The sequence below is a fragment of the Prosthecobacter sp. genome (assembly GCF_034366625.1).
GTDB lineage: Bacteria > Verrucomicrobiota > Verrucomicrobiia > Verrucomicrobiales > Verrucomicrobiaceae > Prosthecobacter.
In genome coordinates, this window is sequence record NZ_JAXMIH010000008.1 from 674,667 (window position 1) to 688,600 (window position 13,934).

At 61.3% G+C, this 13,934-nt stretch carries 14 protein-coding genes; 6 read left to right on the plus strand and 8 right to left on the minus strand.

Annotation, left to right across the window (positions count from 1 at the left end):
• Positions 1 to 102: 102 nt before the first annotated feature.
• From dnaN to U1A53_RS11180, 6 genes are all read left to right on the plus strand, one after another.
• Positions 103 to 1,200, plus strand: a complete 1,098-nt coding sequence (gene dnaN / locus U1A53_RS11155) for a DNA polymerase III subunit beta (protein WP_322280910.1) — start codon at positions 103 to 105, stop codon at positions 1,198 to 1,200.
• 31 nt (positions 1,201 to 1,231) lie between these two features.
• Positions 1,232 to 1,723, plus strand: a complete 492-nt coding sequence (locus tag U1A53_RS11160; protein WP_322280912.1) for a hypothetical protein — start codon at positions 1,232 to 1,234, stop codon at positions 1,721 to 1,723.
• Between the two features lie 115 nt (positions 1,724 to 1,838).
• Complete coding sequence (locus U1A53_RS11165) at positions 1,839 to 2,702, plus strand: prephenate dehydrogenase/arogenate dehydrogenase family protein (RefSeq protein WP_322280914.1); 864 nt, start codon at positions 1,839 to 1,841, stop codon at positions 2,700 to 2,702.
• Between the two features lie 6 nt (positions 2,703 to 2,708).
• The gene (gene aroA / locus U1A53_RS11170) at positions 2,709 to 4,094 is read left to right on the plus strand and encodes a 3-phosphoshikimate 1-carboxyvinyltransferase (protein WP_322280915.1); all 1,386 of its coding nucleotides are present in this window, start codon (positions 2,709 to 2,711) and stop codon (positions 4,092 to 4,094) included.
• Positions 4,091 to 4,729 (plus strand): (d)CMP kinase, encoded by a 639-nt coding sequence (gene cmk / locus U1A53_RS11175; protein ID WP_322280917.1) that lies wholly within the window; start codon positions 4,091 to 4,093, stop codon positions 4,727 to 4,729. The genes aroA and cmk overlap by 4 nt, the downstream gene beginning before the upstream one ends.
• A 34-nt stretch (positions 4,730 to 4,763) precedes the next feature.
• Complete coding sequence (locus U1A53_RS11180) at positions 4,764 to 5,375, plus strand: lysophospholipid acyltransferase family protein (protein ID WP_322280919.1); 612 nt, start codon at positions 4,764 to 4,766, stop codon at positions 5,373 to 5,375.
• A 15-nt stretch (positions 5,376 to 5,390) separates the two neighbouring features.
• Here the strand turns inward: U1A53_RS11180 and U1A53_RS11185 are convergent, their stop codons facing one another.
• From U1A53_RS11185 to U1A53_RS11220, 8 genes are all read right to left on the minus strand, one after another.
• On the minus strand, positions 5,391 to 5,798 hold the full coding sequence (locus U1A53_RS11185) for a DUF2721 domain-containing protein (RefSeq protein WP_322280921.1): 408 nt from the start codon (positions 5,796 to 5,798) through the stop codon (positions 5,391 to 5,393).
• A gap of 44 nt (positions 5,799 to 5,842) precedes the next feature.
• Entirely contained in the window at positions 5,843 to 6,718 is an 876-nt protein-coding gene (locus U1A53_RS11190) for a hypothetical protein (protein WP_322280923.1), read from the minus strand.
• Positions 6,719 to 6,792: 74 nt separating this feature from the next.
• Positions 6,793 to 7,035, minus strand: a complete 243-nt coding sequence (locus U1A53_RS11195; RefSeq protein ID WP_322280925.1) for a hypothetical protein — start codon at positions 7,033 to 7,035, stop codon at positions 6,793 to 6,795.
• Positions 7,036 to 7,821: 786 nt separating this feature from the next.
• On the minus strand, positions 7,822 to 9,813 hold the full coding sequence (locus U1A53_RS11200; RefSeq protein ID WP_322280927.1) for a bifunctional aldolase/short-chain dehydrogenase: 1,992 nt from the start codon (positions 9,811 to 9,813) through the stop codon (positions 7,822 to 7,824).
• 139 nt (positions 9,814 to 9,952) lie between these two features.
• Positions 9,953 to 11,137, minus strand: a complete 1,185-nt coding sequence (gene eboE, locus U1A53_RS11205; protein WP_322280929.1) for a metabolite traffic protein EboE — start codon at positions 11,135 to 11,137, stop codon at positions 9,953 to 9,955.
• 37 nt (positions 11,138 to 11,174) lie between these two features.
• A complete protein-coding gene (locus U1A53_RS11210) occupies positions 11,175 to 11,567 on the minus strand; it encodes a four helix bundle protein (protein ID WP_322280931.1) in 393 nt (130 codons plus the stop codon).
• A gap of 129 nt (positions 11,568 to 11,696) precedes the next feature.
• Positions 11,697 to 12,389 (minus strand): DUF1080 domain-containing protein, encoded by a 693-nt coding sequence (locus tag U1A53_RS11215; protein WP_322280933.1) that lies wholly within the window; start codon positions 12,387 to 12,389, stop codon positions 11,697 to 11,699.
• Between the two features lie 71 nt (positions 12,390 to 12,460).
• Positions 12,461 to 13,891, minus strand: coding sequence for a sigma-54 dependent transcriptional regulator (locus U1A53_RS11220; protein WP_322280935.1), 1,431 nt, complete (start codon positions 13,889 to 13,891; stop codon positions 12,461 to 12,463).
• Between the last annotated feature and the right edge of the window lie 43 nt (positions 13,892 to 13,934).

The following is a 13,934-nucleotide window of genomic DNA, read 5'->3' on the forward strand; positions in this document are numbered from 1 at the left end:
GAAGGAATTCAGATTGCAGTTAGACACCCGGATTTTTCCGCTCAATATCCTTGCCGTTTCATCGGGGTTTGTTAACAAATCGCCCCAAAGCAGGCATTTTATATGAAGTTCACCATCAGCAAGGAATCCTTCCTGGGAGCCATCAACCAGGTTCAGCACGTGGTCAGTTCGCGCACCACACTCGCCATTCTCTCCAATGTCCTGCTCAAGGCGAAGGATGGCATGCTCGAACTCACCACCACCGATCTCGATGTCGGTGTGACCTGTTCAGTGCCTGCCGAGGTCGATGAGCCCGGCGCCACCACCCTCCCGGCACGCCGGCTGGCCACCATCATCCGCGAACTCCCGTCGGAGGAAATTGAAGTGAAGGTCGATGAGAAAAACGTCGCCTCCATCCGCAGCGGTCCCAGCTATTTCAAAGTGCTCGGCCTTACCAGCGAGGAATTCCCCGCGTTGCCCCGCTTCGATGATGCGCGTGAGTTCCGCATCGAGCAGCAGGTGCTGCGCGATTGCCTGCGCAAGACCAGTTACGCCATTTCCACTGACGAAACGCGCTACGTGCTCAACGGCATCCTGTTCTCCTTCAAGGACAACGCCCTCACGATGGTCGCCACTGATGGCCGCCGCCTCGCGATGGTCGAGCAGGAGCTGGAGTTCCCGCAGAGCCAGGAAATCGATATCATCGTGCCCACCAAGGCCGTGAACGAGCTTTCCCGCCTGCTGGGCGACTCTGGCGAAGTGGCCATTCGTGTCACCGGTTCTCAGGTCGGTTTCGATCTCGGCGACAGCCTGCTCGTCAGCAAGCTCATCGACGGCAACTACCCGAACTACCGTCAGGTCATCCCCGGCGAATCGAAGGAGCGCATCCCGCTGGAGCGCGAGGCTTTCCTCCGGGCCATTTCACGTGTGTCATTGCTCGTCACGGAAAAATCCAATTCGATCAAATTCATCTTCACGCCCGGCAGCGTCGAAATCGTTGCTTCCTCGCCTGATGTGGGTGAGGCGCGTGAAACGCTGGCCATCAATTACAAGGGCGCGTCGATCACCATCGCCTTCAATCCGGAGTTTGCGATGGCTCCGCTGCGAAACCTGAGTGCCGACGAGGTTCATCTGCATCTCATTGATGAAATCAGCCCCGGCGTGCTGCGCAGCGGCACGAACTTCCTCTATGTGCTGATGCCCATGCGTGTGAACGCCTGATCCCGCCATTTTTCCCCAACCTGAACACGCCATGAAACGTCACCTGCAAGCCTTCTTGCTGTTAGCGATCGCCTCCAGTTTGACCGCATGCTACGGTCCCACACCTCCTCCGCCAAGAGGCCCGCGTGGTCGTTCGCTTGATGTGCCGCCTCGTTATGGCGTGCCACCAGAGCAGACCCAGTACTTCGAAGGGGTGAACATGGCGGATCCCAATGCTGCGGCAGTGCAGCCACCGAATCCCAATGCTCCAGTGACGGGTGACAACGTCACACCTCCACCAACGACTGGTGCAACCACAGCCCCGCCTCCGGTGACGGTCACACCTCCTGGCAACACTCCGCCCACCAATCCGACTCCGCCTCCTGCTCCCGCCGAGATTCCCTTTGCTACCCGCATTACGGGCAAGCCCGGCTTTGTGAAAAGCCCGTTTGATCCAAATGGTCAGGCCATTGATGTGCGCGACTTCCAGTCCGGCCAGAAGGCTCGCTGCCCATACACCGGCAAAATCTTCCGCGTGCCTTGATCCCCGGCCCGGTCGCCAGGGATCGTCCAGTCAAATCGAGCGCGGCGTGAGGAAGCCTTGATTTCTGTTGGCCGACCCCGTTCGTGCCGTGGAATGCCTTCCCCTTCTTCGCTTCGTGTCCATCGAACGTTCCATCGCCATCTTCAGCCCCGGTTTGCTTGGCGGATCGCTGGTCAAAACAATCCAGCAGCGCATGCCAGGCATGGAAATCCGCGTCTGGGCACGCCGTGAGGACGCCGTGCAGGAGGTCAGGCGGGAGCTGCCCGCCGTCACTGCCTCCACCGACATTGCCGAAACCATTCGAGACGCTTCTCTGGCCGTGCTGTGCATGCCGATCCAGCACATGCCGGACATCGCACGCCAGATCGCCTCATGCGACCTGGCGGATGATTTGATCGTGACCGACGTGGGCAGTGTGAAAGGCAGCGTTGTGACTGCGCTGGAGCCGGTCTTTGCGGGAACCAAGGCCGCCTTCCTCGGCAGTCATCCCATGGCAGGATCGCAGCGCACCGGCCTCGCGCATGCGAGCGGGGATCTGTTTCATCGTGCCGCCTGCCTGCTCACGCCGACCGCAAGCACGCAGCGTGCGCACCTCGACCGTCTGCGCGCGTTCTGGATCAAGCTTGGCTGCCGTGTGCGTGAGATGACGCCGCAGGAACACGATCACTGCGTGGCCCGCATCTCCCATCTGCCGCATACCATGGCCGTGCTGACCACGCTTGCCGCCCTCGGCAAGGACGCCAGCGTGCTCGACAGTTCCGCCGGCGGTTTTCGCGACACCACACGCGTCGCTGGCGGTGATCCCGAAATGTGGGCCGGCATTCTCCTGCAAAACCGCACCGAGGTCATCGCCGCGCTCCAGGATGCCTCCGGCGCGCTGCGAGAGCTTCTTGAAATGCTCCAGAGCATGGACGAAGAAGCTCTCCGCCGTTTCCTCACGCAGGCCAAAGCCCTGCGCGATCTCCTTCCGGCGGTCTGACGCATCATGGCCAGCCTCAAGTCGAAGAAACTCAAAAGCATCCCCGCCGAAATCACCGTTCCTGGCGACAAAAGCATCTCCCACCGCTCCGCGATGTTCGCCGGACTCGCGAAGGGCACCACCGTCATCGAAGGCTTCCTGCCCAGTGAGGACTGCCTCTGCACCGTGCATGCCATGCAGGCCCTCGGCGCCACCGTCGAGCCCTTGGAGGAAGTCGAAGGCGTCGGCCTCGTCAAACTCGCCATCACCGGCAACGGTTTGAAGCTCAAGGCACCGTCCAAGCCCATTGATTGCGGCAACTCCGGCACCACCATCCGCCTGCTCTCCGGCATCCTCGCCGGTCAGGACTTCAAGACCGAACTCTTCGGCGACGCCTCGCTCTCCAAGCGCCCCATGAAGCGCGTCGCTGACCCTCTCGCTCAGATGGGGGCCATGATCACCGGTCAGGGCGAGAAAATCTGCGCGCCGCTCACCATTCAAGGCGCTCCGTTGAAATCCATCTACTACAAGCTCCCTGTCGCCAGCGCCCAGGTGAAGAGCGCCATCCTCCTCGCCGGCCTGTTCGCCTCCGGCAAAACCACCGTGGTCGAGCCCGTGCCCACTCGCAATCACACCGAGCGCCTCTTCACCCACTTCGGCATCAAATGGCTGCGTGAAGACGACTGCGTCAGCGTCTATGGCGGCCAGGAACCCCGTGCCACCGACATCGTCGTGCCTGGCGACATCTCCAGCGCCGCGTTCTGGATGGTCGCGGCCGCCGCCTCTCCCGGATCCCAGATCACCATCAAAAACGTCGGCCTCAATCCCACCCGCACCGGCGTCATCAACGTCCTCCTGCGCATGGGCGCTCTCGTCACCAATTCCGAAACCCACGCCGAGGGCGAACCTCGCGGCAACATCATCGTCCGCGGCGGCGATTTGAACGCCACCGTCATCGGCGGCAGCGAAATTCCCAACGTCATCGACGAACTGCCCATCCTCGCCGTCGCCGGCGCTCTCGCCCGTGGCAAGACGCTCATCCGCGACGCCTCCGAACTCCGCGTCAAAGAAACCGACCGCATCTCCGCCGTCGCGCAAAACCTCCGCGCCATGGGCGTCACCGTCACCGAGCATCCCGACGGCATGGAGATCGAAGGCGGCGCGAAATTGCAGGGAGCCACGCTGCCCTGCTGGGGGGACCATCGCATCGCCATGGCCTTCCTCGTCGCCGGCATGTTCGCCGAAGGCACCACCACCATCGAAGGCACCGAGTGCATCTCCACCTCCTACCCCGGCTTCGAGCATCATCTCGATCTCTTCCTGCTCGGCGACACCGGCGCTCGCCCCATCCACGTCATGTCCACCGTCCCGCAGCCGCTGGTGGACAAAATGAACCGCGCCAAATCATCATGAGCGCGTCGCATCCCGTCATCACCATCGACGGCCCCGCCGCCTCCGGCAAAAGCAGCATCGCCCGCCTCGTCGCGCAGCGTCTCGGCTTCACCTATGTGAACACCGGCAACATGTACCGCGCCATGACCTGGGCCGTGCTCAAAGCCGGCATTGATCCTCAGGACGCCGAGGCCGTCCGCGCTGCTGCCGCCGGCATCGTCATCGACTCTCCCGTCGTCGAAGGCAAAACCCAGGTCTGCATCGCCGGCCACATCCTCACCGACGCCGAGCTCAACAGCGACCCCGTCAACCGCGCCGTCTCCTTCATCGCCCGCGTCAGCGAAGTGCGTGAGCGCCTCGTCGCCGACCAGCGTGCCCTCGTCGCCCTCGGTTCGCTCGTCATGGAAGGCCGCGACATCGGCTCCGTCGTCTTCCCCGACAGCCCGCACAAAATCTACGTCGATGCCAGCGAGGAAGTCCGCGCCAGCCGCCGCAGCGCCCAGGGCCATGCCGATCAGGTCGCCGAGCGCGACCGCATCGACAAGCAGCGCAAACACAGCCCCCTCATCATCCCCCCCGGCGCCACCGTCATCGACAACTCCCACATCACCCTCGACCAGGCCGTCGAGCAGGTGATCGCAGCGCTGAAACTCTGACAGCCAACCGCGAACAGAGAACCGCGAACCAACGATGAACTTCAGCTACCGCCTCGGCCGTCGCATCTTCCGCGAGATCGCCCGCGGTCTGTTCGATTTCCGCGTCATCGGTGAGGAAAAACTGCACTTCCCCGGCCCCGCCCTCATCGCCTGCAACCACGTCAGCTTTCTCGATCCTCCCTTCGTCGGCCAGGCCTTCGATGAAGTGGTCCATTCCTTCGCCCGCAAGAGCCTCTTCAATCACCCTCTCATGGGGGCGCTCCTGCGCAGTTGGCAGGTGCTTGGTGTGGACCTCGACAAACCCGACACCACCGCCCTCAAGAGCACCATCCGCCTCCTGCGCAGCGGCGAAAAAGTCCTCATCTTCCCCGAAGGCACCCGCAGCTTCGATGGCCACCTCCAGCCCGCCGAAGCCGGCGTCGGCCTCTTCATCGCCAAAGGCCAGGCCCCCGTCCTCCCCGTCCGCCTCTTCGGTGCCTACGAAGCCTACCCCCGTGGTGCCAAAACCCTTCGCCCCGCCCGCATCACCCTCGTCATCGGCGACCTCTGGCAGCCTGATCTGACAAGCTACTCCCAAACCGGCAAAGACCTCTATCAGGTCCTCGCCGACGAAGTCATGACCCGCATCGCCTCGCTGAGTCTCTGACGGCACCTCAAGGTTCTACTCCTCCCGGCACTTCACATCGCGAAGCTGCAAATCCAGCGCCGTTCCCGACATCTGGATCTCCACCAGCGACAGCGTCAGCGAGCCCAGCATCAGCAGCAGGCTCATGCCAAACGTGATCTGCCCGCCCGTCTGCCGGTCAAAGAAGATCAGCGTCGTGCTCACCACGCAAAACATCAGGCTCAGCACCCCCAGCGACTGCATGTGCTTGATGATCTGGATGCGCTTCCGCATGTTTTGAATCTGCTTCAGCAGCATCGGCTCCTGCGTGCTCTGCCAGCTCGCATGCAGCCCCCGCACCACATTCGCCAGTCCTAGAAACCGGTTCGTGTAAGCCAGCATCAGCAGCGAGATCGCCGGAAACAGCAGGGAAGGGGTGGAAAGGGGCAGTTCGGGCAGGGTCATGCCCTTCTTTTCATCCCAATTCCTCATTCGTCATTCTGAATTCGTCATTCCTCATGGCAGCCAGCCTTCAACAAGCCCGCCCACGACGTCATCTCGCTCCGCCACCTCGACAGCCTGCGCGCCTTCCACCGGTAGCGTGGCCCTCTGACCCTGTCCAAAATACGTGACGCCGTCCTCTGGCGCTGGTGCCAGGTCCAGCGCAAAGCCCGCCGCCGCGGCACCCTTATACCCGCCCTCGGCTTCGTGTGAATCACCGCCTTGGCAGCCGCCCATCCGCCCGCCGTCGTCGTGATGCCACGCAGCGCCTCTGCCAGCGCGGTGCCTTCATCCGCGCCCGCCTTCGCCACCTGATACCAGCGCTTGTTCAGCCGGTCCGTCATCCGCTCATGCCTGCGCAAAGCCGCGCGGCATTGCTTCAGCACCGCCGCCTTGTCTTGAATCGTCTGCACGGCACGCGCATGCGCCTCCAGCAGCTCCCGCACCGCCGCCACATCCAGCACCCGGCCACGCAGCATGAGGGTGACCGGCCCCAGCGCCGCATTCACCCGCTCCCACAGCGGCAGCAGTTCCCGCACGCGCCGCAGGATCGTCGCCTCCGTGCGTGGTGCCGTCTCATAAACCCCATGCAGCGACCGCATCAGCGGCGTGTCGTCATCCAGATGCCCGTGCAGGATCAGCGCCACCCGTTTGCCCAGTTGTTTCAAGTCACGCAACGCCGCCTGCCCGTGGTAAAACACCTCCCAGTAATCCGCCTGCGCCGCCACCCGCGCCTGCACTCGTGGCTCGAAGCCCAGGATCATCTGCCGCAGCTCCGTCATCCCCTGTGTGCGTGTAATGCCGGTGCGTGACGACTCCACACCGCCAGCGTCTGCTGTGCCCGCTTTGAAGTGATCTCCCAGAACTCCATGGCATGCGTCCAAGGCCGGAAGTTGCATCGCCGACCCTGCATGCCGCCATGATGTGCCTTCCCATCCCAAAATCCAGCCACATTCACTCATGCAATCCCTGGCTGCCTGCCTGAAACCACTTTTTGGGATGCTGCATCACCTTCCTGACCCGTTGCAGCCACTTTTTCCCCCTCTGCAGTCACCGCAGACCCAGACAAAGGCGTTTCAATGGCCCAAAAAGCGAAAGCAGTACCCAATCCAGCCGCAGCAACCATGCCTTCAGCCAAAGCAGCAGTCCAAAAAGCCGATGCAGCACCACCTCCAGCCGTTTCATCCAGCCCGAAAGCCATCGCAGTATTCCATACAGGCGTTTCATCAGGTTCAAAAGCCGTTGCAGTGAACCCACAAGACGCTGCCGCCCTCTCAACCACCGTTTCACACTGCGGCATCGCCTCTACGTTCGTTGTTCACGCTTCAGCGTGTCCCGGCTCTTCCCCATCACGCTGAAGCGTGAACAACGTACTGCCAGACACCGCCGCCCCCGTCACACCTCCGCCCCGCCCGCGAAGGCCACCGGCCTTCCGTCATGCAGCCCAGGGTTCGCAGAACCCTGGGAACCCGATCGTCCACCCCATCCTCTCAAGCGCGAACCGCAACGGGGTTCCGTCCATCTCCGCTGAGGTCTTACCGTTTGCGAGAAAACCGAGCCGCAGAAGGTGGTTTGAGCGGAGCGATTGGATCATCGCCAAAAATTCCGAAGGATGCCTGCAATCCGTTCCGAAGGAGTCTTTTCGCCAAACAAGATGAGGCAGAAAAGCAGAACAAGCGACACGGACCAAGCGTTTGCTGTCGGATCGAAGCACAGGATGAGGAAAACAGCGGTTGCTGCAATTGCGGCAATCAGTTTTACCCATGGGCGGACTCTCGAACAGAGTGTTTCAGAGGCTTGAGACGACGGCTTGTTTTTGCGCCTGGGTTTCATGCCTGCTTACCATAGTCACAGAAAGACCGAGTAAACAAATATCGAGCAGCGTGGCAGCAACGTGAAATAAACGAGAGATGAGATATCTTCTGTTTCCCCAGTATCGCCTGTCTTTTAGACGATCCTTAGACGTAAACTTTTTTCGCGCTCCAGCTCAAATCACCCGGTCATTCCCGCCATCGACCGGAATCTGCGCGCCGGTGACTTTGGCGAAGAGCGGGGAGGCCATGGCGGACACCATGTTGCCGATGTCCTTGCTCTTGATCTCGACCTTCATGAGGTTCTTGGTCTTGTATTCCTCGACGGTCATGCCGTAGCGCGTGGCGCTCTTGAGCAGGGCTTCGGGGGTCCAGAGCTTGGTGTCGAACACGGCGTCGGGGTGCACGATGTTGACGCGGATCTGGTGCGGGGCGAGTTCGAGCGCGGCGACGCGGCAGAGCTGGGTGAGCGCGGCCTTGCTGCATGAATACGCGGAGGCACCGGGGCCGGGGGCTTTGAAGTTGCGGCTGCCGACGAAGATGATGCTGGCATCAATGCCTTGTTTCACGAACGGGATGACCTTGCTCATGAGCTTCTGATGGCTCGTGAGGTTGATCATGAGGGTGCGGTCCCAATCCGTCTGGGCCATGGCGTCGAGATGATCGTTCTTCGGGAAGATGCCGGCGTTGCTGACGACGATGTCGATACCGCCGAACTCGCGCACGGTGAAATCAATCGCGTCCTGGACGGGCTTGTCCTCCGTGAGGTTCACGACGATGCCGATGCCGCCGATCTTCTTCATGATCTCAGGGATGTCCTTGTCGATGTCGAGGCCGACGACCTGCGCGCCTTGTTCGGCCAGCGACTCCGCGATGGCGAAGCCGATGCCTGCCGCGCAACCCGTGACGAGCGCCACCTTGCCCTGATGCACCTTGCGGGCCGGGCCTTTGCGCAATTTGGCCTGTTCGAGATCCCAGTATTCGATCTCAAAGATGTCCTTCTCCGGCAGCGGCTCCCAACCGCCGACGCGTTCGCCGAGCTGGACGGTCGCAGCCGTCGATTCGGCGATGTCAGCGACGATCTTGGCGTCCTTCAATGTGTCGCCGAAGCTCACGATGCCTTTGCCGGGCCAGATCGCGAAGCGCGGGGCCGGATCGAGCATCGTCTGGCCTTTGGCGTGACGATTGAAGTAGGCGGCGTAGTCATCGGCGAACTTCTGAACACTCGCGTCGATGTCTTCGCCGATGAACGCGGGTGCACGCTTCGTGCGGATGCTGTGATCCGGCGTGAGCGGGCCGCGTGTGCCGAACTCGGCGACGTTCGGAAGGTTCGCATAGCCGACGGCTTCAGGCGAAGCGTTGATGCGGGCGATTTGAGGGACGCCTCGCACCTTGGACACTGCTTGACGAAGTTTTGCCAAAGCCATGAGGTCTTCAGAAGGGAGCGCGGACACTCCTGTCCGCTCAGAACTGCGGGCAAGAGTGCCCGCGCTCCTCTCAAGATACTCCTCCGCCATCGTGACCATTTCGATGTGCAGTTCGTAGCTCTTGCGCGCGTCGTCATCGAACGTGAACAGGCCGTGCTTCAGCAAGACCATGCCCTGAATGCCTTCCTTCTTCAGATCGCGGCCAGCGATGAGTTCGGCGATGGTTTTGGCCAGGATGAAGCCCGGCATGACGTAGGGCACGATGATGACGCGCTTGCCGTAGAGTTCCTTGACGCGTGCCTCGCCATCGGCGGCGCAGGTGAGCGCGGAAATGGCGTTCGCGTGGCTGTGATCGACGAAACGGAAGGGCAGGATGGCGTGCAGGATCGCCTCAATGCTCGCGGCGGGCGCGTTCGGGTTCGTCATCGCGGCGCGCTGCTGCAGCACCATGTCCTCATCGCTCATGGTGGCGAGTTGGGACATCTTGAGGAGCGCCGCCATGCGCACGGGGGAGAAACCAGCGCGTTCAATCGTCGCCAAGTCCCAGCCGCTGCCCTTGACGTAGCAAAGATCGACGGAATCGCCGAAAAAGTCCTGCTCCGTGACCTTCACCGAGGTGTTGCCACCGCCATGGAGGACCAAGGCGGGATTGCGACCGAGCAGACGGGAGGTGTAAACGCGTTGTCCGAGCAGATCGGTGCCGAAAGTGGCGGCTTCTTGGTCGTTCCAGAGGGATTGCATGTGGGGGAAATGGGAGTGGCAGACTTGGGGGAAGGGAGGGGGGATGTCAAGGCGTCAAGAGGTCAAGGAAAGGGTCAAGAAGTGGTCAAGCAGGTCTGCCACACGACGCTTGACACCCTTGACCCTTTCTTGACGGCCATCAGGCCTCCTTGACCATCAGTTCCCTCTTCCCCATCTCTCCCAGCGTCCACTCATACTCCTTCACCAACTGATCCACGACATCACCGCTGCGCATCTCGGGCGGCAGGACTTCCCAGGTGTAGGTTTCCATCTCGATATGCTGGCATTTCGCTGGGTTCGTGGCCAGCCAGTCCATCGCGCCGATCAAATGATCCCGCGTGCTGTCGAAACCGCCGCCGGGCTGGGCGTGGATGGGGATGTGGAAGTGGACGCGCCATTCCTCGCCGAGTTCGTTGGGATTCGTCTGGGCGAATTTCAACGCATCGGGGAGGTCCTTGAAACGCCGTACGGGCTCGTCCTTGCCGTAACTGGCGATGACCTGATGAAAATAGACGGGTTCATCGAAGGCATGGAGCTTCGCGACGTTCTCGGCGGTCGGTTTGAGTTTAAGCGCGGAGCTGAAGTGCAGCTTGCTGAGCCGGATGCCGGCCCCGGTGATGCGGTCGAGGGCCTTTTTGGCCTCCTCAAATTCGATGGCGAGATGGCAGGTGTCGTAATTGAGGCCGATGAACTTGAAGAAGTCGTGATCACGCGGATTGCGGTCCAAATAGAGGCCGAAAAACTTCAGCGTCTCGCCGCTGGTCTCGAACAAGCCCAGCGGTTCGGGTTCGAGGCCGAGATGCAAGTCGTGCCCGCTCGCCGTGCTGACTGTTTCGATGTGTTCGCGGCACAAACGCAGATTCGTGAAGATCGCAACCAATTCATCCGCGCCGACGCCGAAGGTCTTGTGGGAACCCGGCAGCGTGCTGACGCTGCCGCTGACGCCCGGCGGGAGAAGCTGCGCGAGGATGTCGAACAGCAGGTTTGTGTAAACGAGCCGCTCCTGCGTGCTCCAGTCCGGCTTGAACACCTGCTCTTTGACGCGCGTGCCATGGAAGGCGCCATAGGGGAAGCCATTGATGGTGAAAACATAGCAGCCGTTCGCGTCGAGCCATGCCTTGAACTCGTCGATCTTGCCTGGAGCGCTCAATTCCACGGCGGCCTGCTGACTCAGCCGAAGACCGATGCCATACGGTTTCCCGCCGCTGACGCGGTCTTTGACACGGAGTGTGTAGTTCTTGAGTCCGTTCCAGGTTTCTTCCCACGTCTCACCGCGGTGGATGTTTGTGCAGTAGCCGAGGTGGATGCCGTGGTTGAGGAGCATTGTGTTCGCAGTTCGCGGTTCGCGGTTTGTTGTTCGGTTAGCGGGGATCGTTGATGGCGCGTTGTTCCAGGTTCTGAGTGAGGTACTTGATGAAGCCGCCGATTTTGTTCCGGGTATTGTCGATGAGATCGTACCACGTCTGAAAGTTCGCCTGAGTGAGGTAGCTTTGATCCAGGCAGCGATAAAGCTGGCTCTGCAGCTCCGAGCAGGATCTTTTTGAATACTGCAGGAACCTGACGAATTCCCGATTGCTGCCGGCATCAAACCCTTCGGCGATGTTGTCCATGATGGAGCCGGATGATCTCAGCATCTGGTCTTTGAGGGAGAAATCACGGTTGAGAGCAGAGACAGCGGCCAGTTCATAGACCTGCCGGGAGATATCCCGGCCCATCTGCCAGCTTTCAATGTCTTCAAATCGCCGAATGCTCATCGCTCGCGACCTTAACCAAGAACACGCCGACGAAAACCGCGAACTGCGAACCGCGAACCGCGAACCGCGAACAAAAAAGCGGGCGTCCGGTAAGACGCCCGCTTCGCTTCAAATCATCTGTCCGGCAGATTACGGGATCGTCTTGATGAACATGTCCTTGTAAAACACGGTGCTCTTCGGGTCGTGGCCCTGGAGGGCGACGGTGCCTTCACTGAGCTTGCGGCCGGGCATGCCTTTCAGCTCCTTGGCGGGATCCCAGCCTTCAGGCTCGGTGAAATCCACGGTGGTTTCGCCGTTGACCTTGAGAGTGATGTGCTTGCCTTCGACCTTGATGTTGTAGTCGAACCATTCGCCGTCCTTGCTCGGCGCGAGGGGCACTTTGATGTGCTTGCCGCCTTGGGGTTCCTTCTGGTCAGGCAGGAGGGCGAGGATGTTGATGACGCCATAGAGGCTGCCGGTTTTCTTGGGGTCGGTGTGGGTGCTGTTGACCTGGCACTCGTAGCCGGCATCCGGCCAGCCTTTGTCCTGGAACTTGGTGTGAATGTACACGCCGCTGTTGGAGCCGGCGGTGGTTTTGACCTTCATCTTCAGTTCGAAGCTCTTGAACTTGGCTTCGCCGGTTTCGCCGACGTAGAAAAGATGGGCGCGACCGCCGCTGACTTTAAGCTGGCCGTCCACGACAGTGAAGCAGCCGGGGGTTTCTTCGCTGGATTTCCAGCCGCTGAGATCCTTGCCGTTGAACAGGGACGTCCAGCCGTCGTTACTGTCCGCCGCGAATGACGCAGCAGACACCAGCAATCCCGCGATGGCGGAAAGAGTCATGAGTTTTTTCATAGGGCGGCTGTTTTACAGCGCGGCACGGTGGCTGTCCAGCGCCCTTGCAGAGGCCGGGACTAGCTGGCCTTTTTCGCCTTTTTCACCGCAGGTGTGCTCAAGTGGCCCTGAAGGGCGGTGTTGTTCACGCCGAGGAACTTGGCGGTGCGATCCGCATCCTCTTCAAAATGGCGGTACGCCATGCGGGAGAGCTCGCGCTCGACCCAGGGCAGCAGCTCGATGTCGGGTGATTTTTCCGCCATGTTCACGAGCATGCTGAGGGCGTCGCGCATGCGGGTGACGGTATTGGTGGGGGAGTGATGACGCGAGCCTTTGCTGCCGAGCGGGATGTCGGAGGGCAGGAGAACGTCCGAATTGCAGAGGGCGCAGGCACGCTGGATGGTGTTTTCCAGTTCGCGGACGTTGCCGGGCCAGTCGTAGGCGTCGAGCATGTCGAGCGCATCATCGGTGAAGCGCATCTGCGGGCCGCGGCGGCGCAGGGAGAGGCGGTGGAGGAAGAATTCGGCCAGCAGGCGCACATCTTCGCGGCGTTCGCGCAGCGGCGGGATGTGAATGCGCACGACGTTGAGACGGTAGAACAGGTCCTCGCGGAAGTTTCCCTTCGCGACCTCCTCCTCGAGGTTCTTGTTGGTGGCGGCGAGCACGCGCACGTCCGTCTTGAGTGTCTGGTTGCTGCCGACGCGGGAATACTGGCCCTCTTGAAGCACGCGCAGCAGCTTGCTCTGCACGGCAAGGGGCATGTCGCCGATTTCGTCGAGGAAGAGCGTGCCGCCGTCACATTGCTCAAAGCGGCCGACGCGCAGGTTCACCGCCCCGGTGAAGGAGCCCTTTTCGTGGCCAAAAATCTCGCTTTCCAGCAGGTTGTCGGGGATTGCCGTGACATTGATGGCGACGAATTCCTTCTGCGCACGCGGGCTGAACTTGTGGATGGCCCCGGCGACGAGTTCCTTGCCGCAGCCGCTTTCGCCCGTGATCATCACCGGGGCGTCGGAGCGTGAGACGCGGCCGATGAGCTTGAAGACCTCCTGCATCGGACCGGAGCGGCCGATGATGGTCTCCTGGATGGATTCCGTCGGTACTTCGGCTGTCTGGGCACGGGTGGCGCGGCGTGCTTCGATGGAAGTGAGTGCGCTTTCCACCACGGTGCGCAACTCGTAGGGCAGGCGTTCTTTGCCCAGCACGTCGTAGGCGCCGAGGCGCATGGCCTCGATGACGTGGCTGGTGGTGGCCGTGCCGCTGAACAGGATCACCATGGACTGCGGATCGGTCTGGCGCAGGCGTTTGAGCAGCTCAATGCCGGTCGTGCCATTGAGCCGGACCTCTGAGAGGAGCAGGTCGGAGCGCTTTTTCTGATAGGATGCCAGCGCGTCCTCGGCTCGCTCAAAAGTGCTGATGGACACCCCGGGTGCCTTCAGATGGGCCGCAGCCCAAGCGAGGAAGTCGGCTTCTGGATCCACGATGATGATGTGGGTGTCCGGGTTATCTGGCATTAGAGAGTGAGTGGGTGAAATGAGGGTTATCGCAGCAATTGGA

Excerpts from the sequence above, each read along its gene's own strand:
- dnaN (WP_322280910.1), top strand. The coding sequence starts at position 103 with ATGAAGTTCACCATCAGCAAGGAATCCTTCCTGGGAGCCATCAACCAG.
- U1A53_RS11160 (WP_322280912.1), top strand. The coding sequence starts at position 1,232 with ATGAAACGTCACCTGCAAGCCTTCTTGCTGTTAGCGATCGCCTCCAGT.
- aroA (WP_322280915.1), top strand. The coding sequence starts at position 2,709 with ATGGCCAGCCTCAAGTCGAAGAAACTCAAAAGCATCCCCGCCGAAATC.
- cmk (WP_322280917.1), top strand. The coding sequence starts at position 4,091 with ATGAGCGCGTCGCATCCCGTCATCACCATCGACGGCCCCGCCGCCTCC.
- U1A53_RS11180 (WP_322280919.1), top strand. The coding sequence starts at position 4,764 with ATGAACTTCAGCTACCGCCTCGGCCGTCGCATCTTCCGCGAGATCGCC.
- U1A53_RS11185 (WP_322280921.1), bottom strand. The coding sequence starts at position 5,798 with ATGACCCTGCCCGAACTGCCCCTTTCCACCCCTTCCCTGCTGTTTCCG.
- U1A53_RS11195 (WP_322280925.1), bottom strand. The coding sequence starts at position 7,035 with ATGGCTTTCGGGCTGGATGAAACGGCTGGAGGTGGTGCTGCATCGGCT.
- U1A53_RS11200 (WP_322280927.1), bottom strand. The coding sequence starts at position 9,813 with ATGCAATCCCTCTGGAACGACCAAGAAGCCGCCACTTTCGGCACCGAT.
- eboE (WP_322280929.1), bottom strand. The coding sequence starts at position 11,137 with ATGCTCCTCAACCACGGCATCCACCTCGGCTACTGCACAAACATCCAC.
- U1A53_RS11210 (WP_322280931.1), bottom strand. The coding sequence starts at position 11,567 with ATGAGCATTCGGCGATTTGAAGACATTGAAAGCTGGCAGATGGGCCGG.
- U1A53_RS11215 (WP_322280933.1), bottom strand. The coding sequence starts at position 12,389 with ATGACTCTTTCCGCCATCGCGGGATTGCTGGTGTCTGCTGCGTCATTC.
- U1A53_RS11220 (WP_322280935.1), bottom strand. The coding sequence starts at position 13,891 with ATGCCAGATAACCCGGACACCCACATCATCATCGTGGATCCAGAAGCC.